This window comes from Tolypothrix campylonemoides VB511288_2, assembly GCF_045999855.1.
GTDB lineage: Bacteria > Cyanobacteriota > Cyanobacteriia > Cyanobacteriales > Nostocaceae > Scytonema > Scytonema bouteillei_A.
In genome coordinates this window covers 719,323-745,155 of sequence record NZ_JBFPMW010000004.1, presented here as the reverse complement: position 1 = coordinate 745,155, position 25,833 = coordinate 719,323, and the positions used below count along the sequence as shown (strand labels likewise).

23 protein-coding genes and 2 pseudogenes are annotated in these 25,833 nt (G+C 42.7%); 10 read left to right on the top strand and 15 right to left on the bottom strand.

What is annotated here, in order from left to right; translation table 11 throughout:
* Positions 1–128 precede the first annotated feature (128 nt).
* On the top strand, positions 129–992 hold the full coding sequence (locus AB0756_RS15830) for an NAD(P)-dependent oxidoreductase (RefSeq protein WP_038075793.1): 864 nt from the start codon (positions 129–131) through the stop codon (positions 990–992).
* A 3-nt stretch (positions 993–995) separates the two neighbouring features.
* On the opposite strand, the gene AB0756_RS15825 is transcribed toward AB0756_RS15830, so the two are convergent.
* The 6 genes from AB0756_RS15825 to AB0756_RS15800 form a co-directional block, all read right to left on the bottom strand.
* A complete protein-coding gene (locus AB0756_RS15825) occupies positions 996–1,220 on the bottom strand; it encodes a hypothetical protein (protein ID WP_137986437.1) in 225 nt (74 codons plus the stop codon).
* A gap of 41 nt (positions 1,221–1,261) precedes the next feature.
* Complete coding sequence (locus tag AB0756_RS15820) at positions 1,262–3,412, bottom strand: tetratricopeptide repeat protein (protein ID WP_038076084.1); 2,151 nt, start codon at positions 3,410–3,412, stop codon at positions 1,262–1,264.
* Positions 3,413–3,758: 346 nt separating this feature from the next.
* Entirely contained in the window at positions 3,759–3,938 is a 180-nt protein-coding gene (gene psb34, locus AB0756_RS15815; RefSeq protein ID WP_038075790.1) for a photosystem II assembly protein Psb34, read from the bottom strand.
* Positions 3,939–4,080: 142 nt separating this feature from the next.
* Positions 4,081–6,057, bottom strand: a complete 1,977-nt coding sequence (thiO, locus tag AB0756_RS15810; RefSeq protein WP_038075789.1) for a glycine oxidase ThiO — start codon at positions 6,055–6,057, stop codon at positions 4,081–4,083.
* A gap of 183 nt (positions 6,058–6,240) precedes the next feature.
* On the bottom strand, positions 6,241–6,654 hold the full coding sequence (locus tag AB0756_RS15805; protein WP_038075785.1) for a hypothetical protein: 414 nt from the start codon (positions 6,652–6,654) through the stop codon (positions 6,241–6,243).
* A gap of 16 nt (positions 6,655–6,670) precedes the next feature.
* Positions 6,671–7,009, bottom strand: coding sequence for a 2Fe-2S iron-sulfur cluster-binding protein (locus AB0756_RS15800; RefSeq protein ID WP_038075783.1), 339 nt, complete (start codon positions 7,007–7,009; stop codon positions 6,671–6,673).
* A gap of 420 nt (positions 7,010–7,429) precedes the next feature.
* Here AB0756_RS15800 and cimA point away from each other — a divergent pair, with 420 nt between their 5' ends.
* Positions 7,430–9,064: a citramalate synthase gene (gene cimA, locus AB0756_RS15795; RefSeq protein WP_050046176.1), complete on the top strand. Its 1,635-nt coding sequence runs from the start codon at positions 7,430–7,432 to the stop codon at positions 9,062–9,064.
* Between the two features lie 201 nt (positions 9,065–9,265).
* Here cimA and AB0756_RS15790 read toward each other — a convergent pair whose 3' ends face one another.
* Complete coding sequence (locus AB0756_RS15790; protein WP_038110857.1) at positions 9,266–9,511, bottom strand: hypothetical protein; 246 nt, start codon at positions 9,509–9,511, stop codon at positions 9,266–9,268.
* A 158-nt stretch (positions 9,512–9,669) separates the two neighbouring features.
* Here AB0756_RS15790 and AB0756_RS15785 point away from each other — a divergent pair, with 158 nt between their 5' ends.
* Complete coding sequence (locus AB0756_RS15785; protein ID WP_038110858.1) at positions 9,670–11,790, top strand: NAD(P)/FAD-dependent oxidoreductase; 2,121 nt, start codon at positions 9,670–9,672, stop codon at positions 11,788–11,790.
* A 272-nt stretch (positions 11,791–12,062) separates the two neighbouring features.
* On the opposite strand, the gene AB0756_RS15780 is transcribed toward AB0756_RS15785, so the two are convergent.
* Both AB0756_RS15780 and AB0756_RS15775 read right to left on the bottom strand, forming a co-directional pair.
* Positions 12,063–13,496 carry a hypothetical protein gene (locus AB0756_RS15780; protein ID WP_050046177.1) on the bottom strand — a complete coding sequence of 478 codons (1,434 nt, stop codon included), beginning with the start codon at positions 13,494–13,496 and terminating at the stop codon, positions 12,063–12,065.
* A 598-nt stretch (positions 13,497–14,094) separates the two neighbouring features.
* Positions 14,095–15,438: a hypothetical protein gene (locus AB0756_RS15775; RefSeq protein WP_202048601.1), complete on the bottom strand. Its 1,344-nt coding sequence runs from the start codon at positions 15,436–15,438 to the stop codon at positions 14,095–14,097.
* Between the two features lie 425 nt (positions 15,439–15,863).
* On the opposite strand from AB0756_RS15775, the gene AB0756_RS15770 reads away from it, so the two are divergent.
* Entirely contained in the window at positions 15,864–16,115 is a 252-nt protein-coding gene (locus AB0756_RS15770; RefSeq protein ID WP_137986438.1) for a hypothetical protein, read from the top strand.
* A gap of 398 nt (positions 16,116–16,513) precedes the next feature.
* A complete protein-coding gene (fmt, locus tag AB0756_RS15765) occupies positions 16,514–17,509 on the top strand; it encodes a methionyl-tRNA formyltransferase (RefSeq protein ID WP_038077189.1) in 996 nt (331 codons plus the stop codon).
* A gap of 59 nt (positions 17,510–17,568) precedes the next feature.
* Here fmt and AB0756_RS15760 read toward each other — a convergent pair whose 3' ends face one another.
* Entirely contained in the window at positions 17,569–17,934 is a 366-nt protein-coding gene (locus AB0756_RS15760) for a DUF6464 family protein (protein ID WP_038077229.1), read from the bottom strand.
* Between the two features lie 568 nt (positions 17,935–18,502).
* On the opposite strand from AB0756_RS15760, the gene AB0756_RS15755 reads away from it, so the two are divergent.
* The 3 genes from AB0756_RS15755 to glmS all read left to right on the top strand — a co-directional run bounded on the left by AB0756_RS15755 (position 18,503) and on the right by glmS (position 22,130).
* The gene (locus tag AB0756_RS15755; RefSeq protein ID WP_050046178.1) at positions 18,503–19,303 is read left to right on the top strand and encodes a transmembrane domain-containing protein; all 801 of its coding nucleotides are present in this window, start codon (positions 18,503–18,505) and stop codon (positions 19,301–19,303) included.
* Positions 19,304–19,779: 476 nt separating this feature from the next.
* Positions 19,780–20,025 carry a photosystem I iron-sulfur center protein PsaC gene (psaC, locus tag AB0756_RS15750; protein WP_012411495.1) on the top strand — a complete coding sequence of 82 codons (246 nt, stop codon included), beginning with the start codon at positions 19,780–19,782 and terminating at the stop codon, positions 20,023–20,025.
* A 206-nt stretch (positions 20,026–20,231) separates the two neighbouring features.
* Complete coding sequence (gene glmS, locus AB0756_RS15745) at positions 20,232–22,130, top strand: glutamine--fructose-6-phosphate transaminase (isomerizing) (protein ID WP_038077185.1); 1,899 nt, start codon at positions 20,232–20,234, stop codon at positions 22,128–22,130.
* Between the two features lie 193 nt (positions 22,131–22,323).
* Here glmS and AB0756_RS15740 read toward each other — a convergent pair whose 3' ends face one another.
* Positions 22,324–22,530, bottom strand: coding sequence for a type II toxin-antitoxin system HicB family antitoxin (locus AB0756_RS15740; protein WP_038077182.1), 207 nt, complete (start codon positions 22,528–22,530; stop codon positions 22,324–22,326).
* Positions 22,530–22,700, bottom strand: a pseudogene (locus AB0756_RS15735) (type II toxin-antitoxin system HicA family toxin); the annotation flags it as partial. The gene AB0756_RS15740 and the pseudogene AB0756_RS15735, both read right to left, overlap by 1 nt.
* Positions 22,701–23,058: 358 nt before the next feature.
* Here AB0756_RS15735 and AB0756_RS15730 point away from each other — a divergent pair.
* Together AB0756_RS15730 and AB0756_RS15725 are read left to right on the top strand one after the other, a co-directional pair.
* Positions 23,059–23,478 carry a hypothetical protein gene (locus tag AB0756_RS15730; RefSeq protein ID WP_038077180.1) on the top strand — a complete coding sequence of 140 codons (420 nt, stop codon included), beginning with the start codon at positions 23,059–23,061 and terminating at the stop codon, positions 23,476–23,478.
* 2 nt (positions 23,479–23,480) lie between these two features.
* Complete coding sequence (locus AB0756_RS15725; RefSeq protein ID WP_072040783.1) at positions 23,481–23,900, top strand: HNH endonuclease; 420 nt, start codon at positions 23,481–23,483, stop codon at positions 23,898–23,900.
* Positions 23,901–24,146: 246 nt separating this feature from the next.
* Here the strand turns inward: AB0756_RS15725 and AB0756_RS15720 are convergent, their stop codons facing one another.
* The 3 genes and pseudogenes from AB0756_RS15720 to AB0756_RS15710 form a co-directional block, all read right to left on the bottom strand.
* Positions 24,147–24,485 carry a XisI protein gene (locus AB0756_RS15720; protein ID WP_038077178.1) on the bottom strand — a complete coding sequence of 113 codons (339 nt, stop codon included), beginning with the start codon at positions 24,483–24,485 and terminating at the stop codon, positions 24,147–24,149.
* The gene (locus tag AB0756_RS15715; RefSeq protein ID WP_072040784.1) at positions 24,473–24,667 is read right to left on the bottom strand and encodes an element excision factor XisH family protein; all 195 of its coding nucleotides are present in this window, start codon (positions 24,665–24,667) and stop codon (positions 24,473–24,475) included. Before AB0756_RS15715 ends, AB0756_RS15720 begins: the two co-directional genes overlap by 13 nt.
* 5 nt (positions 24,668–24,672) lie before the next feature.
* Positions 24,673–25,260, bottom strand: a pseudogene (locus AB0756_RS15710) (Uma2 family endonuclease).
* Positions 25,261–25,833: the final 573 nt, after the last annotated feature.

Below are 25,833 nucleotides of genomic sequence, written 5' to 3'. Positions count from 1 at the left end.
CATGATTATGGTGACATTTGCAGCAGGGGGTTAGTTGGTAATTGTTAGTGGTTAGTTGTTTTCCACTAACCACTAACCATTCAATTATTCTTATTTAATCTAAACAAACTGATAACGGACGGTGAAAAATGAAGGTAGCATTTCTGGGGACTGGATTGATGGGACTCCCCATGGCTCAAAAGCTTCTAGAAAGAGGAATACAGGTAATTGCCTATAACCGTACCCCAGAAAAGTTAGAACCACTCCAGACAGCAGGTGCTCAAGTTGTAACGCACTCCTATCAAGCAATCAATTCTGCTGATAGTATCATTTTGATGCTAAGTAACGCTGCAGCTATATACAGTGTTTTGCTTTCAGATAGGTCTTGGCGAACCGTAGCAGGACGCAGTGTTATCCAGATGGGAACAATTACTCCCGCAGAAAGTAGAGAAATTAGAGATGCAGTTGTGGCTGCAGGTGGCGAATATATAGAAGCACCCGTTCTTGGTAGTATTCCAGAAGCAAAAGCCGGCAAACTCATCGTTATGGTAGGCGCACTTCAAGAACAATACAATCGCCATTTAGATCTCTTAAAAAGCTTTGGTCCGGAACCGGTACTTGTTGGTTCTGTAGGGAGCGCGGCTGCGCTAAAATTAGCACTTAACCAATTAATTGCTTCTCTAACAACCGCTTTTGCTCTTAGCCTTGGTTTTGTTCAAAGACAAGGTGTAAACGTCGATTTGTTTATGGAAATTGTCCGCGAAAGCGCCCTTTATGCACCTACATTTGATAAAAAATTGCAACGAATGCTAGAGGGAAACTATGACAATCCAAATTTTCCCACAAAACATTTGATGAAGGATACAGAGCTTTTTATTTCCGAGGCAAAATCTGTAGGCTTAAATGTTGCCAGTCTTGAAGGTGTGCGGGAAATTATAGAAAGGGCAATGAAAATGTCGTTTTCTCATGCGGATTACTCTTCGCTATTTTCAGCGATTAATTCTGAAAGCTAATAGCTAATGGCTAATGGCTAATGGTGAGTCCAGTGCTGTAGGCGGGTCTCCAGCCGTAGGGGACTGGCGTACAGCCCTGCGGGCATAGCCTTCGGCATCGCGTAGCGTCTCCGTAAGGAGATACCCGAAGGGCGTATAGCCCTTACGGGCATAGCCCAAAGGCATAGTGGAGCGCGTGCAAAGCACATAGCGTCTCCGCTCCTGAGATAAGGGAGGGCTATTAGCCATTAGCCATTAGCCATTAGCCATTAGCTATTAGCCATTAGCCATTACAACTTTGGCAAAATCTCTGGTAATAGCTGACCGGGAACTTTAGATAAGGCTAAATTTTGTCCTTGTATTCCTAATTCATTATGGAATGCCCTGATAGTCTTAACTACGTATGCAAAGGTTGTTTGATAAGCTTCAGGTTGTTTGCTTAATCCATTTAAAGCTTGTAAATGATTGTCTAATCCTGCTTCTAAATGTTTGGAACGTTCTGCTTTATCTAAACTAAAATACTGATCTGTTGCCAGCTGATAATGGGCTAATCCCAAATTATTATGGGTGGCAAATATATCAAAGCTCAAAGACATACCGCCTAAAGAGTGGGCAAGAGAAAGGGCTTCTTCATACGAAACAACGCACTGTTCTAACAATTTTTGCTTTTCTTCTCTTGGTGTTTGCGCTTGATTTGCCAAATGCCAATAAGCAGTACCTAGATTATTTTGGGTAGCCGCACAAGCAGGGGGAACGTTAGCAGGAGTACGGTACTTCAGTGCTTCACGATACGCCTCTATGGCTGAACGTAAATTTTCTGGTGGCTGTTCGTATTGGGCAATGTTCCAATAGGCAGTACCAATGTTATTTTGAATCATGCCGTACTTGAGCGGTTCTTGTTCTGGGTTGTAGTAAGTTAGCGCTAAGTTGTAGGCTGCGATCGCTTTCTTCAAATGCTCGACGGGTTGGTTGTACTGCGCCAAATGCCAGTAGGCTGTACCCAAATTATTCTGACAAGCAGCATATTTTAGGGGTTCCATTTCTGCTGTTCGGAACTGTAGCGCTTCGCTGTAAGCTAAAACTGCTTGTTGCCAATTTTCTGCTGGATTGGCAAAACGAGCTAAATCGCCGTAAGCTGTACCCAAGTTATTTTGAACGCGAGCATAAGTATCCGGATGTGTTTCTGGAGATATCAGTTTTAAAGCCAGATGGTAAAATTCTATGCCTTGCTCTATGTAAGCTTGTCCCTCTTCTGAATTCGGTGGGGTGCGGTAGAGCATCCAGTAAAGAGTACCCAAGTCGTTTAAAATATCCGGGACTTGAGATGAGCTTTCGTCATGGGTAATGGCTTCTTGGTAAGCTAAAATTGCCACCATCAAATTTTCCAAGGTTGACTGTCCTTGCTCGATTTGGAGGCGATAGAAGTTCCCCAGTCGCTGATAAGCTGCTGCTATTTTAACTCCAGACCCTGCTTGTCCGTGTGCTTCCTCTATTTCTTCTAAGATTTCTCGGACTTGTGAGTTTTGGTTATTGTCTTCTGAAATAGCACTGTTGAGAGTTGCCAGTACCAGTTCTGTTAATTCCTTGCTAATATGAGAGACCCGTTGTGCTTTGGGAGGCTCGGTGCGATCGCTGGCATCAGTGGGTTCATCTTGAAAAGGTATAGCCAATACTTCTGATTTGACACCAGAAGGTTCCTGCGGTTTGTGTCCGCGATTAACTGGGAGTTGTTTTTGGAAATCGTAATCTTCTTTCAGAACTGATTCTTCTAGAAAAGATTGGTCAAGAGCGCCCAAATCGGGATCTTTGGAACTAGAAAACCGTTCTGGAGAACTCTTATTCTGACTCGTAGGCGTGGGTTCTCCAGCAAATACAAACACCCCAGTACGGTAACGCCAAAATTGTGGTGCTGATTGCTGGACAGCATGCAGCCAAGGGCGCGGTAACCACAACAGAAGACTCGATTCAAAATTTGACAGTTGTTGTTCAGACAAACGCAAGTAGTGCAAGAATAGACGCTGTACTGCCACTGATTGTCTGGTAAGCTGCTCAACACCTACTATTTGAAATGCCGGTACTGGTAAAGGTCTTCCGGGGGTGTCTTTAGATGTGCCAACAATAGGCGGTGGATAGCTTGACAGCCATTGATTGATCTGAGCAATAGGATTGGGATCGCTTAAATTTAAGCGTAAAGTTACCAATCGCGGATAAGCTGATGTGCTTGATTCCTGAGTCGAAGACGGCTGATACAGCACTTGACCCACAGGAGAAGCCAAAGTTGAGTGCAAGCGTGCAGCCACTTGATTTCTCAAGTTTAAATCATCACACACCGCCAAAAATATTTGTCGTCGCAAACCTATACTCAGGGCAAGTTTTAGGCGTTGATAAACTTGCCGATTCCAAGCAGAATTATCGTTATGTGTAGTTTCATTCACATTCATGGTGGCTAAAAGAGCCAAATAGCAGTGTATCTACCCTTTTGGGGTTTTGTGAGCAGCTGGTAAATCGAACCATGACTATGACTTTCAAGTAAATGTTGCTTGATTCAGGATAAATTAAGCTTCTACATTCAATCTATTATAGTATATAAATATACATAGCTTTTTCTGTAATCCTCATACACCAGACCAATACAGGCAACGTCCCCACAACAAGGGAATAAAAATTGTATTACCCCTACGCCTACTTTCCACGCCCTAATTTTCAGTACAGAAGACAGGCTCCCTTACCATAAGGAACCTGCCCCAATAAAAAAGTCAACAGGCTTACTAAAAAGTTATTCAATGATTAGCTGAGTGCAGATACAGAAAACGCAACGAAAATCAAGCCACCCACTAAAATCAAACCAACTACTCCCAGGATAACATAGTTTATTTGCTGCTTTTGACTTGGAGGCTCTGCTTGATAAACTTTTGGTTCTCTAGCAAAGTTATTTAACCGACCACCTTCTTCTGTTGTGTAGGGCATGAGTACAATTCCTTATCCTGCATATTCATTTAATGTTACAGAAATGGCATAAATACTCTCTTATTTATGATACAAATCTTTACAGAACTTAGCAAGAATTGGGGATAAGTTCTTGAGTACTTCTCCCTTATCTTCCTTGTCCCTAACCAATTGTTCCAGTTAAAGGAGAACTAGCACTAGCGTAGTTTTTCAAAGGCATTCTGCCAGCAAGATAAGCCAAACGACCTGCAACTGCTGCCAAATTCATAGCCCGTGCCATTGCAGGTGGGTTTTGTGATAAAGCTATAGCACTATTAATTAACAATGCATCTGCGCCCATTTCCATTGCCTGCGCCGCTTCTGAGGGAGCTCCGATCCCGGCGTCTACCACAACTGGTACATTGGCATTTTCAATGATAATTTGAATATTTGCAGTTGTTTTCAATCCCTGTCCCGAACCAATAGGGGATGCTAAAGGCATGACAGTAGCACAGCCCACTTCTTCCAAACGCTGTGCCAAAATCGGGTCAGCGTTAATGTATGGCAATACAGCAAATCCTTCTTTCACCAATTGTTCTGCTGCTTGTAGAGTTCCAATAGGATCGGGTAGCAAATACTTAGAGTCAGGAATGACTTCTAATTTGACAAAATTATTATCTTCCTGTCCTAACAGCTTTGCCATTTCTCGTCCCAAACGTGCGACTCGAATGGCTTCTTCTGCTGTTTTACAACCAGCCGTGTTGGGTAACATCCAAATTTTTGACCAATCGAGTGCTTCAGCTAAACCTTCATGTCCGGGTGCATTTGTCTGTACTCGCCTTACCGCAACAGTGACAATTTGGCAATCACTAGCCACAACACTTTGCTGCATTTCCTCAATCGTCCGGTATTTACCAGTTCCCGTCATCAAGCGAGAATTGAAAGTCTTGCCAGCAATTTGAAGTGGAGTGTCTTGAACAGAGAGGGAGACAGAGGGAGTAGGGGTGTGGGGGGCTGTAGGGAGTGTCAGCATTGAGGTAGTAGATGACTTGGTTTGGAAACGCGAATAGTGAAAGTGAGAAAGTAGGGGGTCTGATTTTTGCTCTAAAATCAAATCTGCCATTAATGCTGCTGTTACCGGTGCTAAAAGAATACCATTTCGGTAATGACCAACAGCAAAGGTGAGGTTTTCACAGGGACTAGTGCCAAGAATAGGTAATTCATCTGAAGTCGCAGGGCGAAATCCCCACCACAGTTCATCGATAGGATAGTGCTGTATTTGAGGGTATAAACGGATTGCTTTTTGTAGGAGAGATTGAATTCCTGCTGGGGTGTTATCGGGAGTGAAGCCAACATCCTCGCTGGTTGCACCAATGATGATGCGCCCGTCTCGTCTCGGAACAATGTAAACTTCTTCCCCAAATAAAACTCTTGTCAAAGGCAAATCCGGCTCATTGTTGGGCACTCGCACGCTCAGCATTTGACCTTTTCGCGGACGCACGGGAAGTGGAAATAATGCATTAGACCAAGCTCCAGTTGCCAAAACATAGTGTTCGGCTTGGAGAACACCTGCATTTGTTTGTACGCCAACAACTCGCCTGTGTTGCTGCTGAATTCCCTCAACGGCAACACCTTCTTTGATTTCAACACCAAGAGATCGGGCTGCTGCTAACAATGCTTGTGCTAAGGCTCGATTATCTACTTGTGCATCTTCAGGATACCACCAGCCACCGATCGCTTCTTCTCCCAAACCTGATTGGTACTGATGTATTGTTTCTCGATCCAGCCAGTAACTTGGGGACGAGGAGGGAAGGATAGGGAGAACAGTTTCTCCCTCTCTCCCTCTCTCCCTCTCTCCCTCTCTCTCCTCTAAAACTGGTGTCAGAATACCGCACGACCAGTAACCAGTATTTAACCCTGTGAAAGTTTCTAGCTTGTGCGTCCAGTTGGAATAGGAGGACAAAGAACGCTGGCATAACTCTAGCATGGCTTTGTGCGAAATTTTCTCAGCACTGGGTGCCAGCATTCCAGCTGCTGCGTGAGTTGCGGCGGTTTGAAAGTTTCGGCTTACGAGTGTAACTTGAGCACCACGCAATTTTAGTTCAATGGCGACTGCCAATCCAATAATGCCGCCACCAATAATTAAAACGTTACTAGTCATTGGTTAAGAGTCAGTAGTCAACAGTCAAGGTTCAACAATCAACAGTCATACAGTTATAGAGTCAAGAGTCAAGAAGTCACGGCTTTTGACAATAGGCTATAGACTGTTGACTAATAACTAATAACCTATAAGCGATCGCTCATATCTCTTTATATCTAGATTTGAATGAATGCCTTGCTCGTATTACCACAAAGCTCTAATGGGTTCGTTTTGCTGATTGGTTTCCTCAGTTGACTGAGTATTTGTTGTCTTCGGTGTATTTTCCGTTCCTTCTTGGACTTGCTCCTCAGTATTATTTTGTTCCTGCTGAACTTGAGCTACGTTACCTCTGTTAGGAGTATCGGTGCTGTCATTAGCACTCTCCGTACTGCTATTACTTGCAGTGTTATTGTTGGTACTGCGAGGAGCAGCATTGTTGTTACCAGAGCTATTGACATTGATATTAGCAGGTAAAACTCTTGATGCTCTGGTTTTTTGTGCTGGTACTAAATTTTGAGCAGTATTTTGACCGCCCATAGGAAAGCTAATTCCTAGTAATGTTCCCAGCAAAATCGCCAAGCCCCCCGCCATAAGGATGAGTGGTGTCCATCTGCCCATGTTGTTTTTCTCCGTTTTATCTTTCTGGTGTCCAAAGTATTTGAGAACAATGTCCCCAAAAACCCTCAAATTTTGTCACTCTCACATCTCCAAGAACCTGGGTTTGGCAAGCCAAACGCAAGTTTTTTGTGGGAGAATGGGGTGGTAGAGAGCGACGGGCTTTATCGCGCCAATTTGTCTGTGATACTTCGCCTTCCACAAGAACTGCACAAGTACCGCAGGTTCCTAGTCCCCGACAGTTTATTACCTTAGCACCGCCATTATGCAGGTCAATACCATTTTGCAGCAATATTTGCCGCAAATTCTCCCCGCGTTGGCACTCAATTTTTTTTCCCTGAGCTTGTACTGTAGGCATTTAATTATAATAAGTGTGCTACCTGTTGGTTGTATTGTAACAATTTATTTCTAATCTAGAAGCAGACTCATATAGTATACTATTGTGCCACTTTCATAGATCCTCTCAACATTGTCCAAAAATTATCTTTTTAAATTAACCGCACTCCATGCAAAGGGCACGCAGGAAAGAGGTAAGGAAAAATTGTTCATCTTTTCAAGTCCGCAGGGAGCCAAGTTGAGTCTGTGGCAAATAAGGGAAAAATGCGTAACTCCTGAAGTTAAGGATCGGGATAAAGGATGAAGGGTGAAGGATAAAGATTTATACTTCCAGAATATGAAAAAAGGAAGTAGAGAATAGAAAAAATCATTAATACCCAACACCCAATGCCCAATCCCTAGTTCCTATTTTCATTGTAAGTTGTCTCTTAATTCTCATCATATGACTGCAAATTCCTCATCACAGCTTTGGATTTACGACACTACATTACGGGACGGCACTCAACGCGAAGGGTTATCAGTTTCTACAGAAGATAAGTTACGCATAGCTCGCAGACTGGATCAACTGGGAATTCCTTTTATAGAAGGTGGTTGGCCTGGTGCAAATCCAAAAGACGTGCAGTTTTTTTGGCACCTTCAAGAAGAACCCCTGAGTCAAGCAGAAATTGTTGCCTTTTGTTTTACTCGGCGTCCCAATAAAATCGCTTCAGAAGACCCAATGATCCAAGCAATTCTGGCGGCTGGAACGCGATGGGTCACTATTGTAGGGAAGTCCTGGGATTTACAAGTGACTGAAGGACTGAAAACAACATTGGCAGAAAATTTAGCAATGATTCAAGACACTATTGACTATCTTCGCAGTCAAGGGCGTCGTGTCATTTATGATGCAGAACATTGGTTTGACGGTTACAAGCACAATCGAGATTACGCCCTACAGACATTAGAAACTGCGATCGCATCTGGTGCTGAGTGGGTAACTCTTTGCGATACCAACGGAGGCGCTTTACCCCATGAAATCACTGGAATTGTCAGAGACGTCATGCAGGCGATCGGGCAAAACCGTTTTCAATCGCCAATTCCAAAGTTAGGTATTCATGCTCACAACGATTCAGATACAGCAGTTGCCAACACAATAGCTGCTGTCATGGCAGGAGCAAGAATGGTACAAGGCACGATCAACGGATACGGAGAACGTTGCGGCAACGCCAATCTCTGTTCTTTAATTCCCAATTTGCAATTAAAATTGGGTTATGAGTGCCTTGAAGATAGTAAAATATCTCACATTACAGAAATCAGTCGCTTTGTCAGCGAAGTCGTGAACCTTGCTCCTGACGAGCATGCACCTTTTGTAGGACGTTCGGCTTTTGCTCACAAAGGCGGTCTTCACGTATCAGCAGTAGAACGAAATCCCCTGACTTACGAACACATAGAACCAGAAAAAATCGGAAATCGTCGCAGGATAGTCATTTCCGAACAAGCAGGAGTGAGTAACGTTTTAGCGAAAGCAAGAACTTTTGGGATCGAACTAGATAAACACAATCCAAAAACCGGGCAAATTCTGCAACGTCTTAAGATTTTAGAACAAGAAGGGTATCAATTTGAAGCAGCAGAAGCCAGTTTTGAGTTGTTAATGCGCGAGGCTTTGGGAAACCGTCAGCCCTTCTTTGAAATTAAAGGCTTTCAAGTTCACTGTGACTTAGTTCAAGGAGAAGAAACAACAAGTGCGCTTGCGACCGTAAAAGTTGCTGTGAGTGGTAGAGATATTCTAGAAGCAGCAGAAGGGAACGGACCCGTTGCTGCATTAGATGCAGCATTACGTAAGGCTTTAGTAAATTTTTACCCGCAAATTGCAGAATTTGAACTGACGGATTACAAAGTGAGAATTTTGAACGGGCATACAGGAACAGCAGCGAAAACCCGAGTTTTAGTGGAATCAGGCAACGGACACCAACGCTGGACTACTGTGGGAGTTTCGACAAATATTTTAGCAGCGTCCTATCAAGCTGTTGTTGAGGGCTTAGAATACGGTTTGTTGCTACATTCTCAAGCTGAGATGGCTCTAATTGCTAATAGCTAATAGCTAATGGCTAATGGCTGATAGCTAATGGCTTTCCTTAGCTATTAGCATTAGGCTTCTCGATGCGAAGCTAGCCCGCACAGGACTATACGGGTTAGCCCTCCCTTGTTTGCCAGTCCCCAGGGCGTGGGAAACCCTCCTGCAGCAATGGTCTTACCATTAGCAATTAGCCATTAGCCATTAGCAATTAGCCATTAGCAATTAGCCATTTTGAGAAAAACTATCCCAAACTTGGGCAACGACTTTGCTCAACCAGCGTCTTTGCTGGATGTCGAGTACGCTATCATCGGCGAGGACTTGGGCGGTTACCTCTTCTAGGGATTGACCCTGGGCGCGAACAATTTTAATGACACCAGCAATTGCTGCAGCAACTAGTTCTTCATCAACAGCGGGCTGCTGTCGCAAGGCAAAGATTTCTTGGGGGCTATCTGGAATGGGATAATTCATGGCGTATGTTTACAGAAAAACAAAATGAATAATAAATATGAGAACCTCTTAAAGTTTCTTTACTGAATTTTGTTCAAGTAATAGGGCGGATCTTACCGTAATTTAGCCTTTTGTTAAATCTGTCTTAATGCAGAAATTTATTGGAGATTCTACGAAAAATGAGAGAGTTACTGTATTTAGAAATCCCTACTCCCGACACAGCTGCTGTTTGCGACTGGTTGCAAACTTATTTTGACCCGGAAATAGGGGAAAAATTGCTGACTCCGGAAGGCTTTCGCTTAAGAACCCCAAATGCTACAACCACTAACGAGATGAGTTCGGAAAAATTACCGACAGAATTGTCTGTATTTGTTTGGTCAGTACAGCGAACAACTTATTTAAAAGCATTCCGTTGGGGAGACAAACCTTTCCCAAAAGAGCAGCAAATTCTTCAGCGTCTCACTGTTGAGATTCGCAGTCGCTTTCCTCACGATTATCCCGAACCACCAAGCGTTGATTTATTAAAAGCATCAATTTTTGAAGCACTTGCACCATATTATCCTCTTACTGTCAAATATTTTCAAAAAATGCCCAATGGGGAGTACGATCTCAAACGCGTTTACTGGTGGGAAAAACAATGGCGAGAAGGTGTACGGAATCCCAAGCAACCACGTCAAGTGGTGTTTTCTCATACTGGCGATTGGGGACAAGGAGGACAAGGAGGACAAGGGGGAATTTTTTCCTCTACCGTGTCTACCCCCTCTCCCCAATATGACCTAATCTACATTGGCGGTGCGCTTGGCGTTATTCATGCGGCTGTGATGGCAAAACTGGGTTATCGAGTGCTGCTGATAGAACGGTTACCTTTTGGACGCATGAATCGCGAATGGAATATATCTCGTGATGAAATTCAAAGTTTGGTTAACTTGGGCTTGCTCACACCTTCAGAAGTGGAAACGTGTATTGCACGGGAATATAAGGACGGATTTAATAAATTTTTTGATGGGAATAATCCCAAACACCTCAAAGCACCGATTTTACATACACCCACAGTCCTTAACATAGGATTGGATTCTGAGACATTACTGCAATTGTGCGGGCAAAAGTTGCGCGTCGCTGGTGGTGAAATTTGGGATGAGACGGAGTTTGTGAAAGCAGATGTATACAATTCACAAATTGTGCTTAGTGTCAAGCATTTACCCAGTCAAACGGATAAGCAGGTCAGTGGGCGGCTACTTGTAGACGCAATGGGAACTGCTTCACCAATCGCATGGCAATTGAATGGAGGTCGTGCCTTTGATAGTGTATGCCCTACAGTAGGAGCAGCGATAGAGAAAGGATTTGAACCCGGAGTGTGGGATTCTCAGTATGGAGATGTTCTTAACAGTCATGGCGATATTTCACGCGGACGACAGTTAATTTGGGAATTGTTTCCTGGAGCAAATGAGGAGCTAACAATTTATTTATTCCATTACCATGAGGTCAATGCTAGAAATCCCGGTTCTTTATTGGAGATGTACGAAGATTTTTTCACCATTCTGCCAGAATACCGCCGTTGCGATATGGATAAACTGGTGTGGAAAAAGCCGACATTTGGTTACATACCGGGACATTTTAGCGTAGGAAGTCGCGATCGCACGGTTGCATATGACCGCTTGATAGCAATAGGAGATGCAGCATCGCTGCAATCCCCCTTAGTTTTCACGGGTTTTGGCTCTCTTGTTCGCAACTTAGAACGACTGACAACCCTTTTAGATGTCGCGCTGAAACACGACTTGCTGCGCGTAAAGCACCTAAATAAAATTCGGGCTTTCCAAAATAATATTGCCGTCACCTGGATGTTTTCCAAAGGAATGATGGTTCCTACCGGGAAATTCTTACCACCCCAAAGAATCAACTCCATGCTCAACAACTTTTTTGGTTTGTTAGCAGATGAACCCTTAGAAGTAGCAGATAACTTCATTAAAGACCGATTTGACTGGTGGACATTTAACCGACTCGCATGGAAAGCCGCAAAAAATAATCCCACGTTACTGCTATGGATTTGGGAACTTGCTGGTGCTAAGGATTTAATCAGGTGGATCGGCAATTATCTCGACTTTGGACGCCATACCCTAGTAAGAGCTTTATTAAAAGGATGGTTCCCCCAGTTGCTGCGTCAAATGAGTCCCTGGTTAGAACCGCGCTATCCAGGATTGTGGTTGCAGCTCCTTGCAATTAATTACGCTCTCACCACAGGTGTAGCACGCACTCAAAGCCAAGCAAGGAAAGTGACATCAGAGTTAATAGCTAATAGCTAATGGCTAATGGCTAATGGCTAATGGCTAATGGCTAATGGCGATCGGTTAATAGTGAAGTCAAGATTAGCCATTAACTATGGAGGTGTAGGCATTTGCCCACCAACATGAGCGTGCGGTATAACTCTACCTCCTAACAGTGAATACAACATTAGCCCTATGCCTTGGGTAACGTGAAGCGTAACGCTATGCCGACAAGAGATATACGCCAGTCCCCAAGGCGTGAGAAAACCATCCACAGGGTAGTCTCACCATTAGCAATTAGCAATTAGCAATTAGCAATTAGCATCCTTATTAAACTTTGGCAATTCAACAGATGATAAAGATTTTCGACCTTTTGGGGGACGGTGTGGATAAATTAGGGGTGAAGGAGAATTGGAGTTAGTAGATTCGTTCATCAATTGCACGTAAGGAACGGGTGTTTCTGGTAATTCGAGAACTGGTGCTTGTTCTGACCAAACGTCCACATAATCGTCTGGTGGGGTATGATTCGGGAGTACTTCAATGACTTCTGATTTTTGTTGTTCTTCTGGTTCTTCTACCAAATGTGTGGCAGTTGTTTCCCAGATAGTCTCTGCTGCAGGAGGAGTATCTTCATTGACTTCTGTAGGCGATGCTGGCTGTACGGGTACAGAATTGGCTGCAAAGAACATTTGGATAACCCCATCCAACTGCCGATCTAAGTCGCTAGAATCTGGTACAGAAACTGTTCCTATTTCCGGTGTGTTAGTTGTTTGTGATGGAGACAGGATTTCTTCTTCCTCTTCATCTAAAATGTCCTGAGGCAATGGTTGATTGGGGGATATACTTTCTCCTTTCTGAACGGGTGATGGAGATTCTTCCCAAGGATTATCATCATCAAATAAATTTTGTTCTCCCGACCAAGGTTTAATTGGTTGTGTGTAGGTAAACAAAGAATTGACCCGCTTGGGAAGTTTTGAGGCTGTACTCCCTGAGTCATTTTCATCAAGAGAGTCGTAGCTCGGAACAGGAGTCTCCAAACACTTTTCTAGGGCGGCTTTAAATTGTAAAGTCTGGCGTTGCTGTCGCATCAGCCGAGTCCGCAGCTCTCGACAAGCGGTTTCTGCTTGTACTAAGTGATGGGATTGTTCGTTATAGTTAGATTGAATAAGAGCGCACTCTCTCTCTAATTGGGCAAGGCGTTGCTGGTTAATATCTAGTTGCGCTTTATAGCTTTCAACTAAACTTTCTTGACGTTGGGCGCTTGCAGTTGCAGTTTCGAGCTGTTGGTATAGGGACTTTATTTGCTCTTGAGCCGCTGCAAGTTCTTGTGCTTGTTGGCTGAGCATTGATTCTGTGACACTAGAGCGTTTTTTTTGCCACTCTACAGCCTTTTCTGACTCATTTAAAGCCATTTTAAGCTGCTGTACTTGGTCGTACAAGTCGTCGTTGCTCAGACGCAGTTCTTCGTTCAAGACCAATAATTTCTTGAACTCGGAATCTATCATCTGCTGTCGATCGCGGTCCGGTTCTGCAACCCAGTCCTCATCAGAAGCACCATCCGATGTAATATCGTTCTCACATTCCTTATCTTGTGCTGGCGCTAGTAGTGGAATGTTTGCGCTTGCTGTAGTTTCACCAGGCAAAACAGAGTAAAACGGGCAACTTGCTCTTTCCGGTTGTGGCGAGTTACTCGATTTTAATGGTTCAACGAAAGCTTCATTTTTAGGGGTATCAGCTTCATTCATCACTATTCTTACCGAAATTCATCGGATGGTTCCTAATCCACTAGCTTAAACTTAAAACCAGAGACAGTGGTAATATTTCACCTACAAATGCTGTCATATCAAAATCTTTTCCATAAGGCAAATTGGATTTTTCTATGATTCAGATACTAGCCATTAGTTAGACGCAGCTTTCCCGTGCTGGTGGTGACAAATTAGTAGAAATTAAAGGATTCTGCTGTCTTGAAAATAGGTTGTAGGGGGTATTGCCCAACCATATCGAACGGTTGGCAATACCCACCTTACAAAAATTGAAATAAGGTAAATCGCAGAGGACAGAAGGTAATATCCCTTTTCCACACTGGGTTGCAAGATTTTTCCATAAATGACTGTCTTGAAGATAGGAAGTAGGGAATTGGGTAGGCACTACCCATTTACACGGATGCGCCTTATTCTAATGCTTGAGTCATATTAATTAACAATTGAGAAGCCCGTTACTATAGTCGTGTCCGGGATTCTTGCTGTGAAATTTATTTAAGTTAACATTGAGTTGCTTTTAGATAGTAAATTTTGACATTAAAAGTGGAGTCACTATATCTAGATTAATTAACTATTTCTTAAACTATCTATAAGCAACTGGAGGATCTCCCCACACTCCTTTCACTTTTTCACCAAAAGTGACCGGTTCATCTGTATTATTGGCTGTTATGGTTGAACCATCATAGGAAACAGCGACCATGGGCCATGTTTCTTCGCCCAATTCGCCTGCACGGAATAACACCTGTTCCGGTTGAACTTTACTCCAACCTAACAAGACCGCAATTTCATGCTTGTGTTCGTTTTGGGAAGGTGTAATGCTCTGAGATTGACCTTTATTGCTATCCCAAATGACTGCGCGGTCTGTCACATCAGATGTATTCATGTAGCCTTCAAACTGACGTGCTAAAAAACGATCGCCTTTCTCCGACCAGCTTACAGGAACCAAAACTCCGATAGTTCCTTGTGTGTCGCTTTCTGTTGTTGATGTGACACTAACTTTTAGTAATGGGTCGTTGAGATTGGAAGTTGAGCTAACCACCCGTAGCTTTTTAGTTTGTCTATCTTCTATAAATAGAACGCTACTAACACGGCTGTTATGCATTTCTGGTTTAACTTCTACTTGTACGCGGCTGTAAGCTGCATATCGTCCATCTGGAGAGATGACAGGTACGCTGCGATAGTAACGCACTCCAGAAGCACCCTTGGAACCAATAGCTTCCTGGGTAGATTGAATCCATTGCCACGGAATGGGATGGGGGCTTCCCACAGGATCTTGTTGTGATTGAGCGCCTTCTGGTGGTTGTTCAACAACAGGAACTGACGTAGCTGGTTTTAATTTACCTATTGAAGGAGCAACTGCAGTTGCTTCTAAAACTTCATTTACCGAAATGTGTCTGGACGTGGTGTCATTGTTTTTGGCTGCTAGGACTTGTACTTTAGCCGCTCTCAAGCGTTGCACCAGGTCTAACTCACTTTTAGACAGGTTTTCGCTCTTGGAATCCTGCGCGATGATTGATGGAGCCAGTTCAACTGCGGTGAGTAACTCTTCATCAGCTTCGGGTATTTCTCTCGACAGAGAATCATTTTCTATCAATGCTTCCCATTCGCCGTGCGATCGTTGCAGTTGGTTAATTGCTGCTAGAGAGGTTGGTGTGGCGAGTGATTTAGAAGCAAAAGTATCTTGAGATATTTTTGTGACATCATCGAAATTCTGTTCGCCTTCAGCAGGGGTTTGATTTGACACAGAATCAGATGAGGCAGAATCGGAGTCTGGCGCTACGGGAGTAAGTTTGGCTGCTTGTGTTTGTTTTGCCAAGGTAGAGTGAGCCGACGCCGCCATTAAGGGCGCAATCAGCATAACAAAAATGACATACTTTTGGAATGGTTGCACGCTCAACCATCCTGACAACAGAGGAAATTTCAGCATTTGTTGACTCTCTAAAGGGCGGTTGCTGTGTGAGGAGGAATGCCTGATACAGCAATCGGGCAGACTATCAATAATAGGTATAACAAGGAACTCCCAATTAAACGAGATTTTTTACTCAAACTTCGCATACTTTTACAAAATTAGAGTATCTTTTTCTACGCTTTGCTGTTACTGGTATTTGGGAGAAACCGCGAACTAGTATTTATACAGACTAACGGGAGGATAGCCCTTTATAGATGCTCGTGATAACACTGAGCACTTCGGAATCAGGCATATCTCAACAAGTAACCGTGTATCAGCAAGACGCAGAACTCGGCTTACTCTCTGTACTTAGTCCGACTGCTGGGAGGGGGATCGCTGTTTACATTTTGATACCACACCAATAGCTACCAGACTCGGTACAAGTATGGCATTAGTTTAAAATTTTGCAAACCGAACTCGTCTCCAAGCCGATTTTGCGATCGCTTCTGATATCTAGCCGAAGGGGAAACACGGGAATCAAACTGCCAAAACTGCATTATTCAGTGATAGCAGTTGCGGAAGAGCACCTCTGGTTTGAAAGGTCGGTTCCAGACTCAGAATTTTTGGAGATTATAGAATTTTGTATAGACATCTTAAGAAATTCATTAGACGTGCTGTTGCTCGTTTCTACATTGTTTTTCACCAGATGTCCGTGAATTGCGTTCGACGAAGACTAGCGCTTTGCATCGTTGCTCGGCGCTTTCTGCGCTTTTACACTATCGTTTGACTCTCCCATCTCTACTGAGAGAGAAAGAGATAAGGTTAATGGCCCCTGCTTTGCGATCGCCAACGAGTTAAACTTAGCTGCGGCAGATGCGTAAAGTGCTAGCTTGTGTTCCAGCGAAATTATTATAACCCTACAAAACCATCTTTTTTTTACAAAAACCAACGAATTTGTCAAATAATAGTGACTATCGCTCGGGGATCGGCGATCGGTTCAAGAGAACGGAAATAAGCCTATCATTACCATTGAGGCAGAAGCTCAAGTCATAAGGCAAAAACGCCTTCTACCCTCTGCCTTCTGTCTGCTTGCCTTCTTCTACCAACGATCGCTATGAAAATTGTTTTCTTTGGAACTCCTGATTTTGCCGTACCGACGCTGGAAACACTGCTGAACCACCCAGACTTTGAAGTCATAGCAGTTGTAACACAGCCCGATAAACGACGCGGACGCGGGAACAAACTGACACCCTCACCAGTAAAAGCAGTTGCGACCTCAGCAAATTTGCCCGTTTGGCAACCCCAAAGGGTGAAGAAAAGTACTGAAACTTTGACCAAACTTCGAGAATCAGATGCTGATGCATTTGTCGTTGTCGCTTACGGGCAAATTCTCTCGCAAAAAATTTTAGATATGCCCAAATTGGGATGCATCAATGTACATGGGTCGATTTTACCAAAATACCGAGGAGCAGCCCCCATTCAATGGTGTTTGTACAATGGTGAGACTGAAACTGGTATCACAACGATGTTGATGGATGCGGGGATGGATACTGGAGCAATGTTACTGACAGCCACTACACCGGTAGGATTATTGGATAATGCCCGAGATTTGGCAAAAAAACTTGCCGTGACGGGTGCAGATTTATTAGTGGAGACTTTGCTAAAGCTCAAACATCAGCAAGGGGAACCAATTCCTCAAGACAATTCTGAAGCTACTTATGCACCAATGATTGCAAAAGACGATTATCATTTGGATTGGTCAAAAAGCGCGATACAGTTACACAATCAAATTAGAGGTTTTTACCCTGACTGTGTTACAACCTTTCGGAATCAACCTCTAAAAATTACTGCCACTGCGCCCCTTGGCTCTACTTATGGATATGAGTTACCACCAGAAATGGAAGCAATACAAAAGAAATTGCCCGATTTGTCGGTAGTATCCGGTAACCCAGGGGAAGTTGTTGGCATTGCCAAGGGAGTCGGAGCGATCGTACAAACTGGAGATGGTTTTTTACTCCTTAGAGAAGTTCAACCTGCTGGCAAACGTCCTCAGTCAGGGTGGGATTTTATTAATGGTACGCGTGTAGTCGTGGGAGAAGTTTTTGGATGAATCATGAATTATAAATGATGAATGCTGAAACCATCAATTCATAATTCATAATTCATAATTCATAATTCATAATTCATTCTTTCGTAGTGGCGACAAGTTTCACAAGGACCTTCTGGTTTAACTGCACAGCGTATCATTTCTGAATGAGCATTGTAGCGGCAAGTGGCATCACCGAGAACCCAACGTCCTCCCACAAAACTTTTTTCATCTGGGCGTGTTGCAGATTGCACGTAAAGAGCAATTTTTTGCAAACGATAGCGCCCCGCCTTTAATTGATAGCGGTGGCGACGCTCTAAGACAGCGTAGGTTTTTCCTTCAAGATCTAGATAATTTCCCGGTTGTGGTGTCCAATCGAGTTGGACATTTCCAATGGTCTGACGTGGATGTGTCAGAATAACCTCGGTTGGTAGAGAATCTGGTTCCATGGTCATTTGTAATGGTATTTACATTAATAGGATGGTAACGTAGGAGACTGTGTGAACTCGTTTAGTTTATGTTATAGTTAACCATTTCCTAATAAATTGTAAAAATTAACTTCGTACAAGTATACATTTACACTCGTTTGTTTTTTCATGTTTTGTGTCTAAAGCGCTGTCCTCATCTTTGTCTCTATATGCAAAAGGAGATACCTCGTCGCTCAAGAACGAGATTGGTCAAGTGAGAGGTACAAACAACATAATGAATGACCTCTTTATATTAGTTTACACTCTGTAAATTTTCTTGATATCTTCTTAGCTTTCCGGCTTCGTCTAGCATACTGTTGGCGAATGATGGATCGGTTCCCTCACCCCTCTCCGGTAGCTCGACAAACGCTAGCGAAGTAGCGCTTCACACCTGCATTCTGTACTAGAGGTATCGGTTCTTTGAGATGAGGAGTACTTCTCAAGAATCTGAAAATGAAGGGGTACGCATTGTAGATAGTTATTGAGGAAATATTTAATACCAATACGATCGCCATTACATCCTCAAAGAGCGATTCTGTTCTATAAATACATGGCAAGTCTACAACAAACTCCTACGAAATTAACACTCGAGTTCCGACCTTGGTTTATTTGGATAATTGGAGGTTTTTCCAGCTTAATATGGCCAGTTCAACTTTTCTTCTTGTTACCCTTAATCAAAACTAGCACCCTAACTTGTACAAGAGTGCAACCGGATCGAGGTGAATGTCAGCTAGTAACCTCATCATTGCTGCAATCGAGCAAGAAAACTATTCCCATGGAGGAATTCCAGGGAGCTAGGGTTGATCAGTCGGATGAGAGTCGCGATCGCAACCAACCGCAACAATTAGTCTTGTTAACGAAACACGGCGAGTTGGCTTTTTGGACTGCTGACACTCAAAAACCTCAAGTTTCAGCTATTGAACTAAAATCAACTGCAGATCGAATCAATGATTTTGTCAAAAACTCTCAAACTTCATCTTTCACAATACAGAAGGGTAACCCCACGCTCGCTTGGGCTGTGACTGGTGTCACTACCTTTAATTTCTTATGGTTAGCTTATTGTTGTGAAATAGTAACTTGTGATTTTGATAAAAGTCGCGGTTCTGTCATTAAGAAAAGACAATGGTTCTTTATCTCAAAAACAGTAGAGCATCAACTCAGAGAGATTGTTGACGTGCAGGTGCAAGAAAAGTTTAATAGAAACGGTAAAAATTATCGAATTAAATTATTACTATCTTCTGGTAAGGATTTACCGCTCACTAACTATTACACAAACTATCTCCGTAAAAGAGAATACATTGAAAAAAAGGCGGATGCGATCGCTCAGTTTCTGGGAAGAAAAAAGTTATAACTTAAGACAGTCAGGATTTTTATTAAATTATTTTAATTTTAATTAAAAATTCTTAAAAAAAAATCATTGAGAAGCCATGGAGTTTTTATTTCTTAGAAAAGTTAATACTTCAGAAGTGGCATATTTAACTCCCCTTTTTTCTTTGTTCTGATTGACTTTTAAGTCATGCATATTTATAATAGCTTACTTTGGCAGGAAAGGAGTGAAGCCGAGAGACTTGGTAAATAAGGACAAATGACCAAAGACCAAAGACAAAAGTCGAAACTCAAAAGCTAGAATTGAGTCTATGTAAAGCATTCAAGTGCTTTATACATCTTCTTTAAAGTCACTCCTAGAGATGGGCAATCTCAAAGTGCTTATTACATTCTTTAAAGTTATGTAGCCTTTTAATTACGAAGGCTAAGACACTGCGGTAAACTAAGCCATGATTATGGATTCTTTTGCACCAAAAATAATAGCAAAGGAGCTTTTTTTCAATGTCTCATACCGTAAAAATCTACGATACCTGCATTGGTTGCACACAGTGTGTCCGCGCTTGTCCCACAGACGTACTAGAAATGGTCCCTTGGGATGGCTGTAAAGCGGCGCAAATTGCCTCATCACCCCGTACAGAGGACTGTGTGGGTTGCAAGCGGTGTGAAACTGCTTGTCCCACTGACTTTTTAAGCATCCGGGTTTACTTGGGTGCTGAAACAACTCGCAGTATGGGTCTAGCTTACTAAATTTGTCTGGAAACTGGTAATAAAGTCTCTAGATAGCAATCAACTTTAGGATCGTTGGGCGTAGGGCATAGAGTATTGGGCATTGTTCAATACCCTATGCCTTATGCCCAATATTATTCTCTGCCCCCTGTTTTTTGCCAAAACGCTACCATTGTGTTAACAACTATACTGGTTGCAATAGTTATATTAAAAAAATGGTGTGAGCAATGTGCGGCATCGTAGGTTATATTGGCACTCAAGCGGCAACAGAAATTTTGCTATCTGGGCTAGAAAAACTGGAGTATCGGGGTTATGATTCTGCGGGAATTGCCACGATATGGGAAGGTGATGTTAATTGTGTGCGGGCAAAAGGTAAGCTTTACAATCTACGTTCTAAGCTAGAACAAGTAGAAACTCCAGCCCAGATTGGTATTGGTCATACTCGTTGGGCGACTCACGGTAAGCCAGAGGAATATAATGCTCATCCCCATATGGATACAGCACTGCGGGTAGCGGTGGTGCAAAATGGCATAGTAGAAAATTACCGGGAATTACGCGAATATTTAAAAACCCAAGGACACCAGTTCCGTTCTGAGACGGATACTGAGGTGATTCCTCATCTCATTGCTCAATTTCTTAAAGAACCTTCTCCCTCTGTTCCCTTCTCCCCCTCTCCTTTCCTTGACGCAATCCGCCAAGCTGTTAATAAATTAGAGGGGGCTTTTGCGATCGCAGCAATTTCCGCCGATTATCCAGACGAGCTGATTGTTGTGCGACAGCAAGCGCCTTTAGTCATTGGTTTTGGGCAAGGGGAATTTTTCTGCGCGTCTGATACGCCAGCAATTATAGCTCATACTCGTGCGGTATTACCGTTAGAAAACGGAGAAATAGCACGTCTCACACCCTTGGGGGTAGAGATTTACAATTTTGCTGGTGAACGGTTAAAAAAACAGCCCCGCCTGATGAACTTGAATCCCACAATGGTGGAAAAGCAGGGATTCAAGCACTTCATGCTCAAGGAAATCTACGAACAACCGGGAGTTGTGAGGGCTTGTTTGGAAGCCTACTTTAACGCTGATTGGAATGCAGGAGATTCGACAAAATCTCCAGTGAACCTTGGTTTACCGACAGAAATTTATGCGGATTTAGAACAAATCCAAATTGTTGCTTGCGGAACCAGTTGGCATGCAGCATTGGTAGGGAAACACTTACTAGAACAAGTAGCGGGTATTCCCACGAACGTACATTACGCCTCGGAATATCGTTACGCACCATCACCGCTGACAGCAAATACTTTAACAATTGGTGTTACCCAATCAGGAGAAACGGCTGATACCCTAGCAGCTTTAGCAATGGAAAAAGAACGCCGCCAGGGTAAAGAAGCGAAGTATCAAGCCCGATTGTTGGGAATTACCAATCGTCCGGAAAGCACTTTGGGTCATATGGTCCCTCAAATTATCAATACTCTTGCAGGAATTGAAATTGGGGTAGCGGCGACAAAAACTTTTATTGCTCAATTGATGGCATTTTACGCTTTGGCATTGGATTTGGCATATCTCCGTCAGGCAATTTCCCCAACAGAGTTACAGGAAATTATTGATGGTTTGCGGCAAATTCCCGGAGAAATTGAAGCAAATTTGGAAAAACAAGAGGATTATATCGGGCAATTGGCTCATAATTTTGCCGAGACTAAAGATTTTATCTTTTTGGGAAGGGGGATTAATTTTCCTATTGCTTTGGAAGGGGCGTTGAAGTTAAAAGAAATCAGTTACATTCATGCAGAGGGATATCCTGCAGGCGAAATGAAGCACGGACCCATTGCTTTGTTGGATGCAAAAGTGCCTGTAGTTGCGATCGCAATGCCTGGTAGTGTTTACGAAAAAGTGATTTCTAACTCCCAAGAAGCGAAAGCCCGCGATTCTCGTTTAATTGGCGTGACACCAGTGAATGATGGAGAAGCCGGAGAAATTTTTAATGATATTCTCCCTGTTTCTCATGTTAATGAATTGCTGTCTCCAATACTTACGGTCATTCCCTTACAATTGCTGGCTTATCACATCGCAGCACTTCGCGGTTTGGATGTGGATCAGCCCAGAAATTTGGCAAAATCAGTGACTGTGGAGTAGGACGCAGGTAGGGGCGTGGCGGCTGTGTAGAGAGATAAAAAAGTTGGAAAAAAAATAAAAAAGTTGGAAAATATCTCCTAAGGCTAGATACGCAAGATAGCTTCAGGAGACTTTATCATAGCTAGGAGCAAGCAAGACTGAAAATAAGCTAAGTAGTTCGAGCGTTACCAAAAGGGAGGATGAGACCAGAACTTTAAGCTAGCTCTAGTGTAGAAGGCTCTGGTAAAGGCTTACCGATTTGCTTATAAGCGTACACCAGATCGTCTAAAACTTCCTTAGCGTTCTCAAGTGCTTCTTCATAAGTTTCCCCGTGTGTCTGAGCATATTTACCCCATTCAGGCAAACTCGCAACATACACCCGATCGTTCTCAGACCATTGAATCAAAATGCTATATTTCATTATTCATCCCCTTGCTCTGACTGCTTTAGTTCTTCTAGTGCTGCTGTTACATCTTTTTCTTGGTAAGGTTTTGCATCTTTGCCATCTTTGCCAGACAGAACTACAGGATTTCGCAAAAGTGGATGAATCCAGTAGGAATGACTACCTTTACCCCTTTTAGGTAACAGTGTAAATCCTGCTTTCTACAACATCTGTTTCAATTCTCTAACTTTTTTAGGCAGATTATGGAATATAACAAAGCAACCAGAACGATTGCACACCAATCAGAGAGCAACTTTCAGATTTGACGGAATCGGATTCAAACAATGACGATGGCTCAGAAGGGCGATCGCCCAGATTTTTCCAAGCATCAGGCGATCGCCTTTTAGACCATTAGATGTGACTGAGATATTTTACTGTTGATGGTAACTTTCATGACATACAAAGCGATCGCACAACTAGTCAAATCTAGTTATTGTGCCTGACAATAACAAAGAAACATCAACGCTAATATTGAAAGTATAAACAACTCGCGACATTCAGCAACTAATGGCAACGCAAAAAGTCACGGTTGAACTTCCACAAGCCATTTTTCAACAATTGGCTCGTATCGCCTCGGCAACCCAACAACCCTTGGAAGTCCTGGCTGCTCAAAGCATTGCCAGTAACTTACCCCCAACACCTGACAATGCGCCAGTAGAAATTCAGGCAGAACTTTTGCAAATGCAAACGTGGGATAGTCAAGAATTGTTAGTGCTTGCTCAAAGTCAAACGGATCTAGAACAGCAACAACGCCATATAGAATTATTAGAGAAGAATCAAAATGGCGAAATTACCCCTAGCGAACGTCAAGAACTGAGCCAGTTAAGGATAGCAGCCGATCGCTTGATGTTACAAAAAGCTTATGCTTGGTCAGTTCTCCGTTGGCGAGGACACAGAGTACCTGCTTTAAATGAATTACCCGAATAATCATGGCTATCCCTGACAAAATTCGTTCTGAAGTTTTAGCAAGGGCAGGGTTTCGCTGTGAGTATTGCAAAACTTATTCTCGTTTAGTTGGTATGCCTTTGGTAATGGAGCATATCTTGCCTAAAGCTGCTGGAGGTAAAGATGAATCTGACAATTTAGCAGCTTCCTGTTATCGCTGTAATGAATTTAAAGGTGCAAAAACTCATGCAATTGACCCACAAACAAGTCAGTTAGTGCCGTTATTTAATCCAAGGCAACAATTTTGGCAAGAGCATTTTAGCTGGGTAAATGGTGGAACTCATATTGCTGGTCTCACACCCACAGGTCGGGCAACTGTAATTGCTTTGCGACTAAATAATGAGTACATAACTGAGGCGAGAGTATTGTGGATTGAGAGTAATTGGCATCCTCCCTCCAGATAAGTCTTAAGATGAATTGTTGAAAAAGTTACAGTTTGTTCTCAAAACTTAGTAATTCATCACAATTAAAGTACACCAGTCAGGACGATCGTTGGTCATTTATCTTTGGACATTTGTAGGAGTTTAAGCGTGTTTATCAACTTTTACGTAGCTCTATTTTTTTCTACCTAACTTAACTAGAAAACAGTGCTCTAAAGAAAGCTATTTGCAACCAAGTAGCACTTTTGTTGCAATTAAATTGCTATCTCCTCAAATTGCGGTAGCATATTTAGTATAAGGTCTAAGTTCCGGAGGATGGAATCCAATAACAATATCTGGTATGGGAATTCCAGCAGCAATTAGCTCGTTAGCAATGCCGTCTTCAGTTCCATCTCGTTGAATCCAAATTTTGTCGTCAAAAATGTCAATGTGAATCAGACATCCATGAACTCTAGTATCGTCTTCCCACCCCATCGTTATTAACAAATAGCTATTGCGATCGCTGCTAACTATCAGTTTATACTGCAAGTTTCCATAAGCATAGGGAATTTGCATATACTCTGTCAGTATGCGCTGAATTATTTTGCGATAGTCATCTAATCTATCCATTGAGCGATCGTCTCCTTTTGCGGGTCAAATATCAGTAAGTGAAGGGAATTTTTTTTGATAACAAGGCTACCAATGGGTTCTGAAAAAATCTCCCGATACGTTGCTTTGCGAATTGCTAGATATAGTTGCCTTCCCGGTTCTGTTTCTTCCATTATATTTTGATAAAGAATGTATTGATCCAAAGCTTTTATTCATCCACCTTATCTTTACCAAAAACCTCAGAAACTTTTAGATTAAGTTGTTGTCGAAATCCGGGGGATAGCAGTAAATCATTATTGCTAAAATTACCTACTTCTATATAAGAATCTCCTCTAAGTTCTAAGATTAAAATAGTGTGAGTTTGGGGATTGACTATCCAATATTCGGGAATGCGGCAATCTTGATATTGTATTCTTTTGGCGATGGAGTCTCTCTCTCTTTGGATATCTCCAGGACTAACTATTTCAATTACTAATAGAGGGGGTAACATGGAAAGACAAATGGTGTTACGCTTTGATAGTTGTTGAATATGTTCTTCTCGGATAATGGTGAGGTCTGGATAGCGGTTTTTGGGTTCACCTCTGACTTATAATTCTAGTCCTTGTCCTCTGACTCTGTCAGTTCCTAGCATTAAGGCAAAAGCCAAAAAAAGCCGATTAGCAATTTGAATATTTAAGCCAGATTCTGGAGGCATTTCGATCAATTCTCCATTAAAGAGTTCATAAAGTTTTTCTGAATCATCGTTGTATTGGAGATACTCGGCAAAACTTGCAAATCGAGGTTTAACGTTTAACATCAGATTGACTCCATGAACGATTCCCAATCAAGCTAATGCCCAGGAAAGACCGTAATTTAAAAACTAGATACTCTTCCCATATTACCATTTGGGGAGCGAACCCCCGCACGGAGCTGCTCTCCGCAACGCACTGTCTCCCCAATAGCAAACTTCGGAGGGTTTCCCCCCAACCCCACTTCGTGGGGACCCCAAAGCCCCCCGTTGTTCGCGTAGCGTCTCGGTAAGGAGATAGCGCCTGCCGTCGGTGAATTCCATTTTGAGGGCAATTGGCACTCTTTGGGATGCTCCTACCATTTGTTGCAATAATGGTGAGTTTAAGTTAAGTAGGCGCGAATCAATAAAGTTATGTTAAACAAATCCAGAAAGGAAAGACAAATTATTCAACCATTAATAAAAGCTCGTGGAATAAATATTTTTTAGAAAGGTAAGTAAGTCAGTACAATGAAAGTTGACTAGTCAGAATCGTCATTTGTCATTGCTCAAGTGTCATTTGTAAGGTTTTGAGCCAAAGTGCTGAAGTGGTAACGATAAAATAATGGTTTAAGGTGATAAAATTATACGACTTTGTTTGCG